The sequence below is a fragment of the Streptomyces sp. NBC_00659 genome (genome assembly GCF_036226925.1).
GTDB lineage: Bacteria > Actinomycetota > Actinomycetes > Streptomycetales > Streptomycetaceae > Streptomyces.
Genome location: NZ_CP109031.1, coordinates 1,803,624 through 1,818,420 on the forward strand (window position 1 = coordinate 1,803,624; position 14,797 = coordinate 1,818,420).

Here is a 14,797-nt window from a genome sequence, read left to right on the forward strand (position 1 = left end):
GAGCCAAGGGTGCGCGGCCAGGGTGTGAAGCCGGGTGGAGAACCTCGGTGGACCACGGTGGAGAGCCTCGGTGGAGAGCCTCGGTGGAGATTGCCCCTTACATCGACATCAGGGGCACACCCTGGGACGGAGACGGTGCGGCACCTAGGGGGGATACCGGGTGTGCCTCCGATCACACTACGCTCGGGCCGGACGAGGAGTCCGGACCATCCATCACAGAGGAGGCGGTCTTGTCCACAGCTGCTGCGGAGCAGATTCCGGGCCGCGCGGAGGGGGACGGGATCGCCGCCCGCGCCCGCGGCCTGACCAAGGCGTACGGTTCCGGCGAGACCGCCGTACTGGCCCTCGACTCGGTCGACGTGGACATCGCGCGCGGCCGGTTCACTGCCGTCATGGGCCCCTCGGGCTCCGGGAAGTCCACCCTCATGCACTGTCTGGCGGGCCTGGACACCGTCTCGGCCGGGCAGGTGTGGCTGGGCGACACGGAGATCACCGGGCTGAAGGACCGCGAGCTGACCCGGCTGCGGCGGGACCGGATCGGCTTCATGTTCCAGTCGTTCAACCTGATCCCCACCCTGAACGCGGCCGAGAACATCACGCTGCCCATGGACATCGCGGGCCAGAAGCCCGACCAGAAGTGGCTCGACCAGGTCATCGACACCCTCGGGCTGCGCGACCGGCTGAAGCACCGGCCCGCCCAGCTCTCCGGAGGACAGCAGCAGCGCGTCGCCTGCGCGCGGGCGCTCGCCTCCCGGCCCGAGCTGATCTTCGCCGACGAGCCGACCGGCAACCTGGACTCACGGGCGGGCCTCGAAGTCCTCGGATTCCTGCGCGAGGCCGTGGACGAGCTGGGCCAGACCGTCGTCATGGTCACGCACGACCCCGGCGCCGCCGCCCACTCCGACCTGGTGCTCTTCCTCGCGGACGGGCGGATCGTGGACGAGATGGAGCGGCCCTCGGCAGACGCGGTACTGGAGCGGATGAAGCGTTTCGACACGGTTCGGGTGACCTTCGACGGCGGGCGCGGCGGGCCCGGTGGAACGGCGTCCGAGGGCGACGCGGGTCTTGCGGCCGGCGTCCACGGCGCGGACGACACGGCTCCCGCCGCCGGCGACACGGCCCACGGCAGCCCCGGCGGCACCGCTCCCGGCGGTGGCTCCGGTGACGTAACCCCCGACAAGGACTGAGGCGGTCGTGCTCAAGGCGACACTGCGAAGCTTTCTCGCGCACAAAGGGCGACTGCTGCTCTCGGCCCTGGCCATCGTGCTGTCCGTGGCCTTCGTCGCGGGCAGTCTCATCTTCTCGGACACGGTGACCCGTACGTTCGACCGGCTCTTCGCCTCGACCGCGGCCGATGTGACCGTGGAGCCCAAGAACGACCTGAAGTCCCAACTGCCGACCGGCGCCACCGAGACCGTTCCGGCCTCCCTCGCGGACCGGCTCGCCGGGGTGGACGGAGTCGCCGCCACGCATGTGGACGCGTCGGTGGAGAACGCCCCGGTCGTCGACAGCGCGAACAAGTCGGTCGGACCGACGACCGGCGCCCCCACCATCGTCACCAACTGGGAGATCACCGAACGCAGTCCGGTGAAACTGACCTCCGGGCACGAACCGCACGGCGGCGAAGAGGCACTGCTCGACGCGGACACCGCCGACAAGAAGCACCTCGGCATCGGCGACACCCTCACGGTGCAGGCGCAGCCCGGCTCCTTCGAGGTGCGGATCGTCGGGATCGCCACCTTCACCACCACCAACCCCGGTGCAGCGCTGGTCTTCCTCGACACCCCGACCGCGCAGTCGAAGCTCCTCGGCCGCTCCGACGCCGCCACGAGCATCTCCGTCGACGCCGCGCCGGGTGTCGGCGACGCGGCGCTCAAGCAGCGCGTCTCCGCCGAACTCGGCGGCGGGCCCTACGACGTGAAGACGGCCGAAGAGCAGGCGAAGTCCTCCGCCGAGGCGCTCGGCGGATTCCTCGACGTGATCAAGTACGTGATGCTCGGCTTTGCCGGGATCGCGGTGCTCGTCGGCATATTCCTCATCGTCAACACCTTCTCCATGCTGATCGCCCAGCGCACCCGGGAACTCGGGCTGCTGCGGGCCCTGGGCGCCGACCGGCGTCAGGTCCGCCGGTCGGTGCTCACCGAGGCGCTGCTCCTCGGCCTGGTCGGTTCGACACTCGGCCTCGCGGCCGGGATCGGGCTGGCGGTCGGGCTGATCAAGCTGATGTCCGCCTTCGGCATGAACCTCAAGTCCACGGAGATGGTGATCGGTTGGCCGACCCCCGTGGCGGCGTACGTCGTCGGGGTCGGCGTCACGTACGTCGCGGCCTATCTGCCGGCCAGGCGTGCGGCGGGCGTCTCCCCCATGGCGGCCCTCTCGGACGCCGAAATCGCGGGCGTGGGACGGCCGTTGCGGGTACGGGCCGTGGTGGGCGGCGTCGTCGGCGCGGCCGGGGCCGCGGCCCTCGCGGGATGCGCGGCCTCGTCCACGACCTCGACCGCGGCCTCACTGCTGGGACTCGGTGTCGTCCTGACACTGATCGCCACGGTGATCGCCGGACCACTGCTCGTCCGCCCGGTGATCCGCGTCCTCGGCGGCGCGTTCCCGGCGATCTTCGGCCCGGTGGGCCGGATGAGCCAGCGCAACGCGCTGCGCAATCCACGGCGCACCGGTGCCACCGCCGCCGCCCTGATGGTCGGTCTTGCCCTGGTCGGCGGGATGTCCGTGGCCAGCGCGTCCATGAGCAAGTCCTTCGACCAGCAGATCGACAAAACCCTCGGCGCCGACTTCGTGCTCCAGAACGCCAATTTCGTGCCGTTCTCGCACGAGGTCACGGACAAGGTGCGCGCCACCGACGGGGTCGGACTGGTCGTCAGGCAGCGGTTCACCCCGGTCGCGGTCGAACTGCCCGACGGCAAGCGGGTGGAGACGACCGCCGCGGCCTACGATCCGCGGCTCGACGACGTCGCCCACATCACGTACGCGCGGGGTGACACGGCGGCGGCGCTCGGCGAGGGCCGCATCGCCATGGACGCGAAGTTCGCCGAGGATCACGACGTGCGGGTCGGCAGCACGATTCCCGTCGAGTTCCCCGCAGGGCGCAAGACCGAACTGACGGTGGGCGCGCTGACCGACCAGGCCGGCAGCGGAGGGTTCGGAATGCAGGGCGGACTCTTCTTCGGTTTCGGCACGATCGAGAAGTACGTGCCCGGCGGGCAGGACTCGTCGCTGTACGTGAACGCGGCCCCGGGCACCGCCCCGGACCGGCTGCGCCCCCGCCTGGAGAAGACCCTGGAGCCGTATCCGCAGGTCCAGGTCCGCGACCAGGCCGACTACAAGAAGCTCGTCCACGACCAGATCGCCGTCCTGCTGTACCTCGTGTACGCGCTGCTCGGGCTCGCGATCGTCATCGCCGTGCTCGGCGTGGTCAACACCCTCGCCCTGTCCGTCGTGGAGCGCACCCGTGAGATCGGACTGCTGCGCGCCATCGGTCTCGGCCGGCGCCAACTGCGCCGGATGATCCGTCTGGAGTCCGTGGTGATCGCCGTGTTCGGCGCGATCCTCGGGCTGGCGCTGGGGATCATCTGGGGTGTCTGCGTGCAGCAGGTGCTCGCGCTCCAGGGCATGGAGGCGCTCGCCGTCCCCTGGACGACGATCGTCGCGGTCGTGGTCGGCTCGGCCGTCGTCGGAATCGTCGCGGCGCTGCTTCCGGCCCTGCGCGCGTCGCGCATGAATGTGCTCGCGGCCATCGCCCACGAGTGACCACGGGCTCGCCCCGGTCCACCAGGGCCGGGGCGTTCCCATCGACTCACACTGCCGCCCGGTCCACCAGGGCCCGGGACCTGCCATCGCTTGCCCCGGCCCGCCCGGCCGGGGCAAGTCCCCCCGAGGAAGGGATGGTTCATGTCACGCCCGTTCCGTTTCGGTGTCAGCCTCATCGCCCCGGCGACCGCCGGCGAGTGGGCCGCCAAGTGCCGCCGCGCCGAGGAACTCGGCTATGACGTGATCACCGTGGCGGACCATCTGGGCATGCCCGCCCCCTTCCCCTCGCTGGTCGCCGCCGCGGCAGCGACCCAACGGCCGCGGCTCGGCACGTTCGTGCTCAACGCGGCCTTCTGGAACCCCGCGTTGCTGGCGCGTGAGGTGGCCACCACGGACGCGCTGACGGACGGCCGTCTCGAACTCGGCCTCGGCACCGGATACGTACCGGCCGAACACGAGACGGCGGGTCTGCCCTTCGGCACCCCGCGCGAGCGGGTCGACCATCTCCTGCGCACGGTCGAGGAGTTGGAGCGCCTGCTCGGCCCGGACGGACTCTCCTCCGGCACGCCGTGGCCGGGCGGGAAGGCGCCTGAGCGGCCGAGCGGCGTGCCGCCGCGGGTACCCCTGCTGATCGGGGCCAACGGCGACCGGATGCTCGGCATCGCCGCGGAACACGCGGACATCGCGTCGTTCACGGGAGCGCGCACCCGGGAGAACGGCACGCTGGAACCGCTCACGCCCACCGAGCTCGACCAGCGTGTCGCGCTCTACCGGAAGGCGTCCGCCGCCCGCGAGGAACCCGCCGAGCTCAATCTGCTGATCCAGATCGTCACCGTCACCGACGACCGCGACGCCGCTGTCCGGCCGTGGCTGCCCCGGCTCCCGCAGCTGACCGAGCGGGAGGTGCTGGAGCTGCCCATCGTCCTGATCGGCACTGTGGAACAGCTCGTAGGCCAGGTCCGGGACCTGCGGGAGTGCTACGGATTCTCGTATCTGACGGTGCTGGAGCCGAACCTGGAGGCCTTCGCTCCCGTGGTCCGCGAACTGAGCGGCCGGTGATCGTCCGCATGGCGGAAATGCCGTTCCGGCGCCCGGCGGGCGTGATGGGATCGGATCATGACCGACTTGCGGATACGGGCCGCTCGGCCCGAGGACCTCGACGCCGTGCTCGCCTTCTGGAAGGCGGCCGCCGAGGGCACCAGCATCAGTGACGACCTCAGCGGCACGGAACGGCTCGTCACCCGGGACCCCGGGGCACTCCTGCTCGCGGAGCGCGCCGGGGAGCTCGTGGGCACGGTGATCGCCGGCTTCGACGGCTGGCGCTGCCATCTGTACCGGCTGGCGGTCCATCCCGACCGGCGGCGCCTCGGCATCGGCTCCGCGCTGCTCGCCGCGGCGGAGGAGCGCTTCGTACGGCTCGGGGGGCGGCGCGGGGACGCCATGGTCCTGGAACGGAACGAGACCGCCCACCATGCCTGGCGGGCCGCCGGGTATACGCCGGAGGAACAGTGGCGGCGCTGGGTGAAGCCGCTCACCGACTAGCCACGACCGCCGGCCGCCGACCGGTGGGCGGTTGTCCGCAGGGGCGGTGGTCTCTCCCCCGGGCCCGGCGGGGGCGGCCGGCACCGGCCGCGGCACCATCACCCGGAAAGGTCACTTTGCCGATCCTTTACCCTTGTTGGACCATCGCTCCTCCGACGAAAGGCGTGAGCGTCCATCCATGGGCGAGCCTCCCAGTACCCGCGGCCGTGATACGCACGGCGGCCCGGGACATCGCGCGATCCCCCAGTCCCTGGCCGATCATGGGACGGAGGTGACCCGATGACCGAAGTGTTCCTCCTGCTGGTCGCAGTTCTGCTGTCGCTGGCCTGCGGCGGCTTCGTGGCGGCCGAGTTCTCCCTCACCACCGTCGAGCGCAGCGAGCTGGAACGTGCCGCGGAGCGCGGCGAGCGGGGCGCCTCCGGGGCCCTCAAGGCCGTACGGAACCTCACCTTCCAGCTCTCCGGCGCCCAGCTCGGCATCACCGTGACGAACCTGGTCGTCGGCATGCTCTCCGAGGCGTCGATCGCCAAACTCATCGCGGGCCCCCTGGAATCACTGGGCGTCCCGCCCTCCGCGTCGAACTCGGTGGCACTGGTCATCGGTACGGCGCTCTCGACCCTCTTCCTGATGGTCGTCGGCGAGCTGGTGCCCAAGAACTGGGCGATCTCCTCACCGCTGGCCGTGGCCAAGCGGGTGGCGACGCCGCAGCGCTGGTTCAGCGCGGCGTTCCGCCCGTTCATCGCCCATCTCAACAACACCGCGAACCACGTCGTACGCCGCTTCGGCCTCGAACCCGCCGAGGAGCTGGCCTCCGCCCGCGGGCCCCAGGAGCTGGCGGCGCTCGCCCGGCACTCCGCCAAGGAGGGCGCCCTGGAGGCGGACACCGCCGAGCTGTTCGTGCGCACCCTGAACCTCGCCGACCTGACCGCGGAGAACGTGATGACACCGCGCGTCCAGGTCATCGCGCTGGACGTCCAGGCGACCTGCGAGGACGTGGCGAACGCGACCCGGGCGACCGGCCTGTCCCGGTTCCCGGTCTACCACGGGAGCCTCGACGAGGTCGTCGGCGTCGCACACATCAGGGACGTGCTGACCGTGCACGCCTCCAGCCGGACCCAGACGCCGGTCTCGCAGATCATGCGCGAGCCGCTGCTCGTACCGGAGTCGCTGACCGTCGACAGGCTCCTGGACCGGCTGGCCGGCAAGCGCACGATGGCCGTGGTCATCGATGAATACGGCGGTACGGCCGGCGTCGCCACCCTGGAGGACATCGTGGAGGAGGTCGTCGGCGAGGTACGCGACGAGCACGACCCGCACGAGACGCCCGACCTCGCCCCGGTCGGCACGGACGCCGAGGGCCGGGCACTGTACTCGGCCGACGGATTCGCCCGTACCGACCAGCTCGCCCGGGTCGGACTGCGGGTGCCCGACGGACCGTACGAGACCCTGGCCGGTTTCATCGCGACCGAGCTCGGCCGGATCCCCGCCGAGGGGGACAGAGTCGAGGCCGACGACTGGCGGCTCGATGTCGTGGACGCCTCGGGACGGCGGGCCGCACGGGTGCTGCTGCACGCCCCGCACAACGCCGAGGAGAGCACGCGATGACCGCCGTACAACTGCTGGTCGGACTCGCGACCCTCGTCGTGAACGCCTTCTTCGTCGGCGCCGAGTTCGGCCTGATCTCTGTACGCCGCAGCCAGATCGAACCGCACGCCGAACGGGGCGACCGGCGGGCACGGAGCGTTCTCTGGGGCCTCGAACACGTCTCGGCCCTGCTCGCGACCGCGCAGCTCGGCATCACGCTGTGCACCCTGGTGCTCGGCATCGTGGCCGAGCCCGCCATCGCGCACCTGCTGGAGCCGGTGTTCCACGCGGTGGGCGTCCCCTCCGGCGCGGGCCACGCGGTCTCCTTCGTCATCGCGCTCGCCCTGGCGACGTATCTGCACATGCTGCTCGGCGAGATGGTGCCGAAGAACGTGGCGCTGGCGGAGCCCGTACGCACGGCGCTGGTGCTCGGACCGCCGCTGGTCACGCTCTCCCGCGCGCTGCGCCCGGTGATCTTCGCGGTCAACGCCTTCTCCAACGCCCTGCTGAAGCTACTGCGGGTCGAGACGAAGGACGAGGTCGTGGCGACCTTCTCCGACGACGAACTCGCCCGCCTGGTCAAGGACTCCAGTGCGGCGGGGCTCATCGACCACCGCGCCCAGGAGCGGCTGCGTGACGCCCTGGAACTGGGCCGCCGCCCGGTGCACGACGTCGTGCTCCCGGTGGAACGCGTCGTCTACGCACGCGTCGGCGTCACTCCGGAGGAGCTGGAGCGCTTGTCCGCCGAGTCGGGGTTCTCCCGCTTCCCCGTCGTCGACGAGGGGCGCCGGATCGTCGGTTATCTGCACGTCAAGGACGCGCTGGACGCGGTCCCTCGCGAGGTGCCGTTCCGTGTGGAGGACATGCGGCACATCGCCCGCGTCCGCGAGAGCACCCCTCTGGACGACGTCCTGACCGCGATGCGCCGCAGTCGTACGCATCTCGCGGCGGTCATGGGCAGCGACGGACGGCTCACGGGACTGGTGACGATGGAGGACGTCCTGAGAGAACTGTTCGGACAGCCCGCGTAGGAGAGACGCTCGGGCTCCGGTGCGGGAGAGCGGCAGGAACCCGGGGCCCGCTCGGCGCCGGGGTCACCCTCCCCGCTCCGGTGGGACGGTCCGACCGACCGATGGGTATGTGTTCGGGTTACCATCTTTCTCGCCATGCAGATGAATGCCTCATACACCAGCCTCGTCGCGGTCGGCGACTCCTTCACCGAGGGCATGTCGGACCGGTTGCCCGACGGTTCGTACCGAGGATGGGCCGACCTCCTCGCGGGCCGGATGGCGGCCCGGACGCCCGGTTTCCGCTACGCCAACCTCGCGGTGCGCGGCAAGCTGATCGGGCAGATCGTCGACGAGCAGGTGGACGCGGCCGCCGCCATGCGGCCGGATGTGATCACGCTGGTGGGCGGTCTCAACGACACCCTGCGGCCCAAGGTCGACATGGGACGCGTCCGGGGTCTCCTGGAGGAGGCCGTGGAGCGCCTGGCCCCGGCCTGCGAGCAGCTCGTCCTGATGCGCAGCCCCGGCCGCAACGGTCCGGTCCTCGAACGCTTCCGGCCCCGCATGGAGGAGCTCTTCACCGTCGTCGACGCCCTCGCCGAGCGGCACGGCGCCCTGGTGGTCGACCTCTACGGGGCACCCTCGCTCGCCGACCCCCGCTCCTGGGACGTCGACCGGCTGCACCTGACCGCCGATGGACACCGCCGGGTGGCGGAAGCCGTGTGGCAGACGCTCGGCTACGAAGCCGAGGACCCGGAGTGGCGCGTCCCGTCGGCGCCCACCGCGCCTCCCGGCTGGGCCTCCCGCCGCACCGCCGACGCCCGCTTCGCCCGGCAGCATCTGCTGCCGTGGATCGGGCGACGGCTGACGGGGCGCTCGTCCGGGGACGGACGGCCGGCGAAACGGCCGGAACTGCTGCCCTACGAGGATCACGTCACGGGCGGCCACGGCGGCTGAGTCCGCGATCCACCGAGGTGTCTCCGGACGCCGCGGACCCTGTTCACGTGCCGACGTTCGTTCCCGAGCACGGTGGCCGCAGAGGCTGGCCTCGGGGGCTGGGCGAAGCGTCAGGCGGGCGGCTTCCGCCGTGCCGCTCTCTCGAGTGACACGGCGGCCCATGCTCCGCATAGAGGAGGACGCTACCGGTTCACCCCGCGGGCGCCACAGGGCGCACGGGGGGCGCTCGACAGCGCGGGAGCGCCGTTGGATGCGCCTGGAACTACGGCCGGGCCCGGCGCGTACGCCGGGCCCCGCCGACGGCCCCTCCAGCTTTGCGGAGCATGGAGAGGAGCCGTCTCGCCACCCCGGAGAGGATGGCAAGTAACAGGCCAGCGGGGAGTTCCCGCTGGAATCAGCATCCAAGCACTGAAGCGTGGGCCTGAGAAGTACGCCCCTGAGCACTGCCCGGGGAACTTGCCTGCACCTGTCCATGGGCGTGGCCGGGGCAAAGGCAGGTGCGTACCTTTTGACACCGACACGCCACCAGTGGACCGATCAGGGCTGATGTGCCCCATCAGCACCCTTGCGACGGACTGTCGGCAGGGTGGGAAACCAGCCATACCGAGCAACCTCGCCTACAACAGGCCAAGGTCGCTCTGCGCCAGGTGCAGTACACGGACTGTGAGCATATGTGGACGCGTCGCCCCGGTTCACCTCATGCAGAGGCGCGTGCGTCACGAGTGAGAAACAGTCAGCCGAAGCGGCGCCCCGGCTGCGATCAAGCGCTGTCCCCGGCCATTCCGCCGGAGGGCAGGGGGGTCGCCGCCAGCGGGCCGTGCGCCATGACGATCGAGGCGAGCGGATAGGGGGGACCGTCCGTGCCGCGCAGGACCAGCAGAGGCATCCCCCGCTCGTCCTGGCGCCGGCCGAGCGACAGCCAGATGCGGTCGGCGCGGTCGACCTGCCCCATCCCGAGGTCGTAGATCCGCCCCCAGAGGAAGAAGGGATCGGTGGCCGTGTCGCTCGCCTCCTGGAGGAGTTCGGGGACACCGTGCGCGGTGAGGTGGACGGCGACGCCGTCGAGGGTTCCCGCGGCCACCTGAGCGTGCCCGGCCGTCCTGGTCCGGACGTTGCGGGGAGCCCCGATCGCGTCGAGCCAGTACTCCCAGTCGTCCAGACAGGTGGCCTTGATGGCCACCGTCACCCGCTCGCCGTCCGCCTTGATCTGCATGGCTTCCAGGCGTGCGAGGTGGTCGGACTGAAGGCTCGCGGCGACGGAGACGGCGCGGGCGGAGGCGCTGCCCCATCCGACGGGGCGTGACCGCGCGGCGGCCGGCCTCACCCGGGGAACCTGCCCGTCCACGCGTTGCGGCACCGGCGCCGCCCCGTGCTCCGCCATGGCCCGTCCGGCACCGCGGTCGGCGAGATGCAGGACGATCGCACCCCGCGCGGGCGGCACGAGCGGCAAGGCGATGGAAGCCCGGTCGTGCCGCGGCTCGGGGTCCTCGCCCCCGGGAACCTGCTCCCTGTGGTCCGGAACGGGCGCGGGAGCGCGATCATGCCGTGGCTCGGAGTCCTCGCCCCCGGGAACCTGCTCCCTGTGGTCCGGGCCGGGCGCGTGGGCATGGTCGTGCCGCGCGTCCGGCCCGTGCGCGTGATCGTGATCGTGCCGCGCGTCCGGCCCGTGCGCGTGATCGTGATCGTGATCGTGATCGTGATCGTGATCGTGCCGCGGCTCGACGTCGTCGCCGGGGATCAGTCCCTTGCGGTTCAGCGCGGTGGCGATCCGCATCGCGACCTCGCTCGGGTAACCGCAGTCCTCGACGATCGTGTCGACGGCCGCGTGATAGGCCTCCGGACAGTTCTGCCCGGCCTCGACCTGTGTCCGCAGCCGTTCGAGAACACCTGCCCCGCCCGCTTCCACCAGACGCCCCTGCGCCTCCAGGTCGGCGACGAACTCCCGGGCGAACGCGCTGAGTTGCTCGGCGAGATTGGCCTCGACGGCGGAACGGATCTCGGGCACGGTGGTCATGCCGCCACCCCCAGATACTCACTGCGCAGCTTGGCCAGAGCCCGGAACTGCAGGGTCTTCACCGCACCTTCGGACCGTGACATCTGACGCGCCGTCTCCAGCACCGAGAACTCCATGAGGAACCGGCGCGTGAGGACCTCGCGTTGCGGCGGCCGCAGTTGCTCCAGGGCCCGGCGCAGCAACTCCTCGTCCAGACTGATCAAAACGGTGTCCTCGGTGCTGACCGTGAGATCCTCGTCGAAGCCGAGCATGTCCTCGACGACGAACTCACGGCGCTGAGCACTCTTGCAATGGTCGATGACCTTGTTCCGGGCGATGGTGATCAGCCATCCGACGAAGCCGATGCCGCGGTAGGTGAAAGTCTCGCGTTTCATCCATGCGTTGAGAAAGGTCTCGCCGGTGATGTCCTCGGCGACCTGCCGATTGCGTACACGGCGCTGTACGTAAGCCAGTACCGCGGGGTGATGCAGAGCGTAGAGCTCCCCGAACGCGTCCCGGTCACCCGCGAGCGCTCGGGCGATAAGGGCCGGTTCTCTGGTGTCGAACCGCGGTGTGGCGGCGTTAGCCTCGGCGATCAAGGCCTACTCCGTTCATGAGTGGATGAACTGGTGGTGGGCATGTGCTGCGACGGTCCGCTCCGGCCATGGCCGGGCTCGGGCGCCGGATGACCGGGTCGTCGTGTCCGAAGGTTTCGAGGCGTCCCCCGCAGATGCCTCGCAGCTCCGGAGCCTGGTCGAGCCGATGCCGAGGCGGTGCAATCAGGGTCCCCTCAAAGGGACTTGCATACGTGCGACTAACTCACAGTCATGCAACATATGCAACTTGCGTACACGTGCGCAAGTTGCTTCGCCGGTATCACGGCGAGACTTTTTGGTGGGAACTGGAGTGCGATGCGTCCCCCTTGGCCTGGCATGACACATAAACGCCTACTGACCTGCGAAGATGCACGCATGCAAGTCGCGTGCAACTTGCATACACGCGCGCTACTCTCCGGAACATGCGGAGCATGGAAGAGTCCCCCCACGAGTCCCGCGGTGAGCGACAAGCTCTCGCAAGGAGGGTGGGCGAGTACCTCACAAATGCCGCGACAGCGGCCGGGTACGACGTACGCCCACGAGCCGGTGGCCGGGCTCAGCTGGCCATCGCGATAGGAGTGAGCCTGACGACGATCAGCAGAACACTGGAAGGACGGACCCTCCCCCTTCCCTCGCAACTGACCACATGGGCGTCAGTACTTGGCCTCGACCAGCGAGAGATGTTGGTCAACAGCGGGATGCTTCCCCCGGAACACGGGCCTCAGCCCGCGGTGCGGAGGGTAGCCTCAGTAACACTCACCCCGGAGGAGGCCATGGACGCATGGGGAATCACTGATCTCAGAATCCGCACACTGCTCAGCGGGAACATCGTCCAAGCTATCGAGCTCCAAAAGGATCTCGACGCCGACGACAGCCGGGGGGCCACTGCAAGGGGGTAACGAAACGTGGCGTACAGACTGGCATCCGCGTCCACCGCCAGCTGCACAGCCGGCTGGACATTCGTGGGCGCGGGTGTCTGGCACCATACATGGGAGTTGGCGACAGTCGGGATCGGCCTGTTAACCATGGGCTTGGCCGGAGCACTTGCGGCCGTGCTCCGTCACATGGTGACGCAGGTCGACGCCCGCACACGACATGATCTCAGCGTCATGGCGGAGCACAGACGCCGCCTCGAGCTGGACATGCAGAAGCGCGAGCTGGACCTGGCCCAGCGAGAGAAAGCCATGGCCCGCAGGGCCACCGTCACAGCCATCAGACTCGGCAGCCATGCCAGAGCCCTCGACGAGGCGCGGAACGCGAACACGGCACTCCGCGCCAAGAACTCCCAGCTCATGCAGGAGATCGAGGAAGTCAACGACGAGCGCAACCAACTGATCACGGCAGAGCTCACCTTCGCCCACGACCGGTTCACCTCGAAGACGTACGGGGGTCTGCGCGCTGTTGTCGGCAGCGAGCGGCCCCACCCCGACCCACACGCACAGGCAGGTTACGGAAACCGTCCCCCGCGATCTGGATCCTGAGCACCACCCTGCGAAAACGTTCCACCGAACCGTCCACCCATCCATACGGTGAACAACTCCCTTCCGTTCAAAGGAGTTGAGCGTCAATCCGCCGGATTCACCGGCGGGCGCAGGAGCGACGACGTGGTCTGCGGTGCGCACCGAACGCGACACCTCCGTCCCGTCCCCGCACCTCTCACGCACGCCCCGGTCCGCCGGGGGGTGCCGCTCCGCCGCGACCTGCGCATCCAGGACGCCCCGGACATAACAGGAGCCGCGCCGGACAGCCGGTATGCTCCATTCACGTGACTGCCGCGCCTGCAAAGCCCCGTATCCCCAACGTTCTCGCCGGACGCTACGCCTCCGCCGAGCTCGCCACGCTCTGGTCCCCCGAGCAGAAGGTCAAGCTGGAGCGTCAGCTCTGGCTCGCCGTGCTGCGGGCCCAGAAGGACCTCGGGATCGAGGTGCCGGACGCCGCCGTCGCCGACTACGAGCGCGTCCTCGACCAGGTCGACCTCGCCTCCATCGCCGAGCGCGAGAAGGTCACCCGGCACGACGTGAAGGCGCGGATCGAGGAGTTCAACGACCTCGCCGGCCACGAGCACGTGCACAAGGGCATGACGTCCCGCGACCTCACCGAGAACGTCGAGCAGCTGCAGATCCGGCTCTCCCTGGAGCTGATGCGCGACCGTACGGTGGCGGTCCTCGCCCGGCTGGCCAAGCTCGCCGGCGAGTACGCCGAGCTGGTCATGGCCGGCCGCTCGCACAACGTGGCCGCGCAGGCCACCACCCTGGGCAAGCGCTTCGCGACCGCCGCGGACGAGATGCTCGTCGCATACGGCCGCCTCGAGGAGCTGCTCGGCCGCTACCCGCTGCGCGGCATCAAGGGCCCGGTCGGCACGGCCCAGGACATGCTCGACCTGCTGGGCGGCGACGCGGCCAAGCTCGCGGACCTGGAGCAGCGGATCGCCGGGCACCTCGGCTTCTCGCAGGCCTTCACCTCCGTCGGCCAGGTCTACCCCCGCTCCCTGGACTACGACGTCGTGACCGCCCTGGTGCAGCTCGCGGCCGCCCCGTCCTCGACCGCCAAGACGATCCGGCTCATGGCCGGGCACGAGCTGGTCACCGAGGGCTTCAAGCCCGGCCAGGTCGGCTCCTCGGCGATGCCGCACAAGATGAACACCCGCTCGTGCGAGCGCGTCAACGGTCTGATGGTCATCCTGCGCGGCTACGCGTCGATGACCGGCGAGCTGGCCGGCGACCAGTGGAACGAGGGCGACGTGTCGTGCTCGGTGGTGCGCCGGGTCGCGCTGCCGGACGCGTTCTTCGCGCTGGACGGCCTGCTGGAGACGTTCCTGACCGTCCTCGACGAGTTCGGCGCCTTCCCTGCGGTCGTCGCCCGCGAGCTGGACCGCTACCTGCCGTTCCTCGCGACGACCAAGGTCCTGATGGGTGCGGTGCGCGCCGGTGTCGGCCGTGAGGTCGCCCACGAGGCGATCAAGGAGAACGCCGTCGCCTCCGCCCTGGCCATGCGCGAGCAGGGCACCGAGCGCAACGAGCTGCTCGACAAGCTCGCCGCGGACGAGCGGATCCCGCTGGACCGTGCGCAGCTCGACGAGCTGATGGCCGACAAGCTGTCCTTCACGGGAGCCGCGGCCGACCAGGTGGCCGTCGTCGTCGGCCGCGTCGAGGAGATCGTGAAGCAGCACCCGGAGGCCGCGGGCTACACGCCCGGCGCGATCCTCTGACACACCTCGCTCAAGCGGACCTGGAGGCCGCCCGCGACCGGCCGCTCGTGCCGGACACCCTCGCGGTCGGCCTCTCGGCGTTCTCCGGTGGTGTGCGGCCGCTCTGAAACGGGTCGCGGCCGGAAACGCGCCTCGGCAGAATCCGGGG

11 protein-coding genes are annotated in these 14,797 nt (G+C 70.2%); 9 read left to right on the top strand and 2 right to left on the bottom strand.

Going from position 1 to position 14,797, the window contains the following annotated elements; genetic code table 11:
• Positions 1–230 precede the first annotated feature (230 nt).
• The 7 genes from OG410_RS07685 (at position 231) to OG410_RS07715 (ending at position 8,852) form a co-directional block, all read left to right on the top strand.
• Positions 231–1,187, top strand: coding sequence for an ABC transporter ATP-binding protein (locus tag OG410_RS07685; RefSeq protein ID WP_329298438.1), 957 nt, complete (start codon positions 231–233; stop codon positions 1,185–1,187).
• Positions 1,188–1,194: 7 nt separating this feature from the next.
• Positions 1,195–3,762: an ABC transporter permease gene (locus tag OG410_RS07690; protein ID WP_329298439.1), complete on the top strand. Its 2,568-nt coding sequence runs from the start codon at positions 1,195–1,197 to the stop codon at positions 3,760–3,762.
• 141 nt (positions 3,763–3,903) lie between these two features.
• Positions 3,904–4,821, top strand: a complete 918-nt coding sequence (locus OG410_RS07695) for an LLM class F420-dependent oxidoreductase (protein WP_329298440.1) — start codon at positions 3,904–3,906, stop codon at positions 4,819–4,821.
• Between the two features lie 57 nt (positions 4,822–4,878).
• Entirely contained in the window at positions 4,879–5,304 is a 426-nt protein-coding gene (locus tag OG410_RS07700) for a GNAT family N-acetyltransferase (protein WP_329298441.1), read from the top strand.
• 279 nt (positions 5,305–5,583) lie between these two features.
• A complete protein-coding gene (locus OG410_RS07705; RefSeq protein WP_329298442.1) occupies positions 5,584–6,909 on the top strand; it encodes a hemolysin family protein in 1,326 nt (441 codons plus the stop codon).
• A complete protein-coding gene (locus OG410_RS07710; protein WP_329298443.1) occupies positions 6,906–7,919 on the top strand; it encodes a hemolysin family protein in 1,014 nt (337 codons plus the stop codon). The genes OG410_RS07705 and OG410_RS07710 overlap by 4 nt, the downstream gene beginning before the upstream one ends.
• Before the next feature lie 135 nt (positions 7,920–8,054).
• Positions 8,055–8,852 (top strand): SGNH/GDSL hydrolase family protein, encoded by a 798-nt coding sequence (locus OG410_RS07715; protein WP_329298444.1) that lies wholly within the window; start codon positions 8,055–8,057, stop codon positions 8,850–8,852.
• A gap of 760 nt (positions 8,853–9,612) precedes the next feature.
• Here the strand turns inward: OG410_RS07715 and OG410_RS07720 are convergent.
• Complete coding sequence (locus tag OG410_RS07720) at positions 9,613–10,866, bottom strand: BN159_2729 family protein (RefSeq protein WP_329298445.1); 1,254 nt, start codon at positions 10,864–10,866, stop codon at positions 9,613–9,615.
• On the bottom strand, positions 10,863–11,444 hold the full coding sequence (locus tag OG410_RS07725) for an RNA polymerase sigma factor (RefSeq protein WP_326789111.1): 582 nt from the start codon (positions 11,442–11,444) through the stop codon (positions 10,863–10,865). Before OG410_RS07725 ends, OG410_RS07720 begins: the two co-directional genes overlap by 4 nt.
• Positions 11,445–12,550: 1,106 nt before the next feature.
• Between OG410_RS07725 and OG410_RS07730 the strand changes: the two genes are divergently transcribed.
• Together OG410_RS07730 and purB are read left to right on the top strand one after the other, a co-directional pair.
• Entirely contained in the window at positions 12,551–12,922 is a 372-nt protein-coding gene (locus OG410_RS07730; protein ID WP_329298446.1) for a hypothetical protein, read from the top strand.
• A 284-nt stretch (positions 12,923–13,206) separates the two neighbouring features.
• Positions 13,207–14,649: an adenylosuccinate lyase gene (gene purB, locus OG410_RS07735; RefSeq protein WP_329298447.1), complete on the top strand. Its 1,443-nt coding sequence runs from the start codon at positions 13,207–13,209 to the stop codon at positions 14,647–14,649.
• Positions 14,650–14,797: the final 148 nt, after the last annotated feature.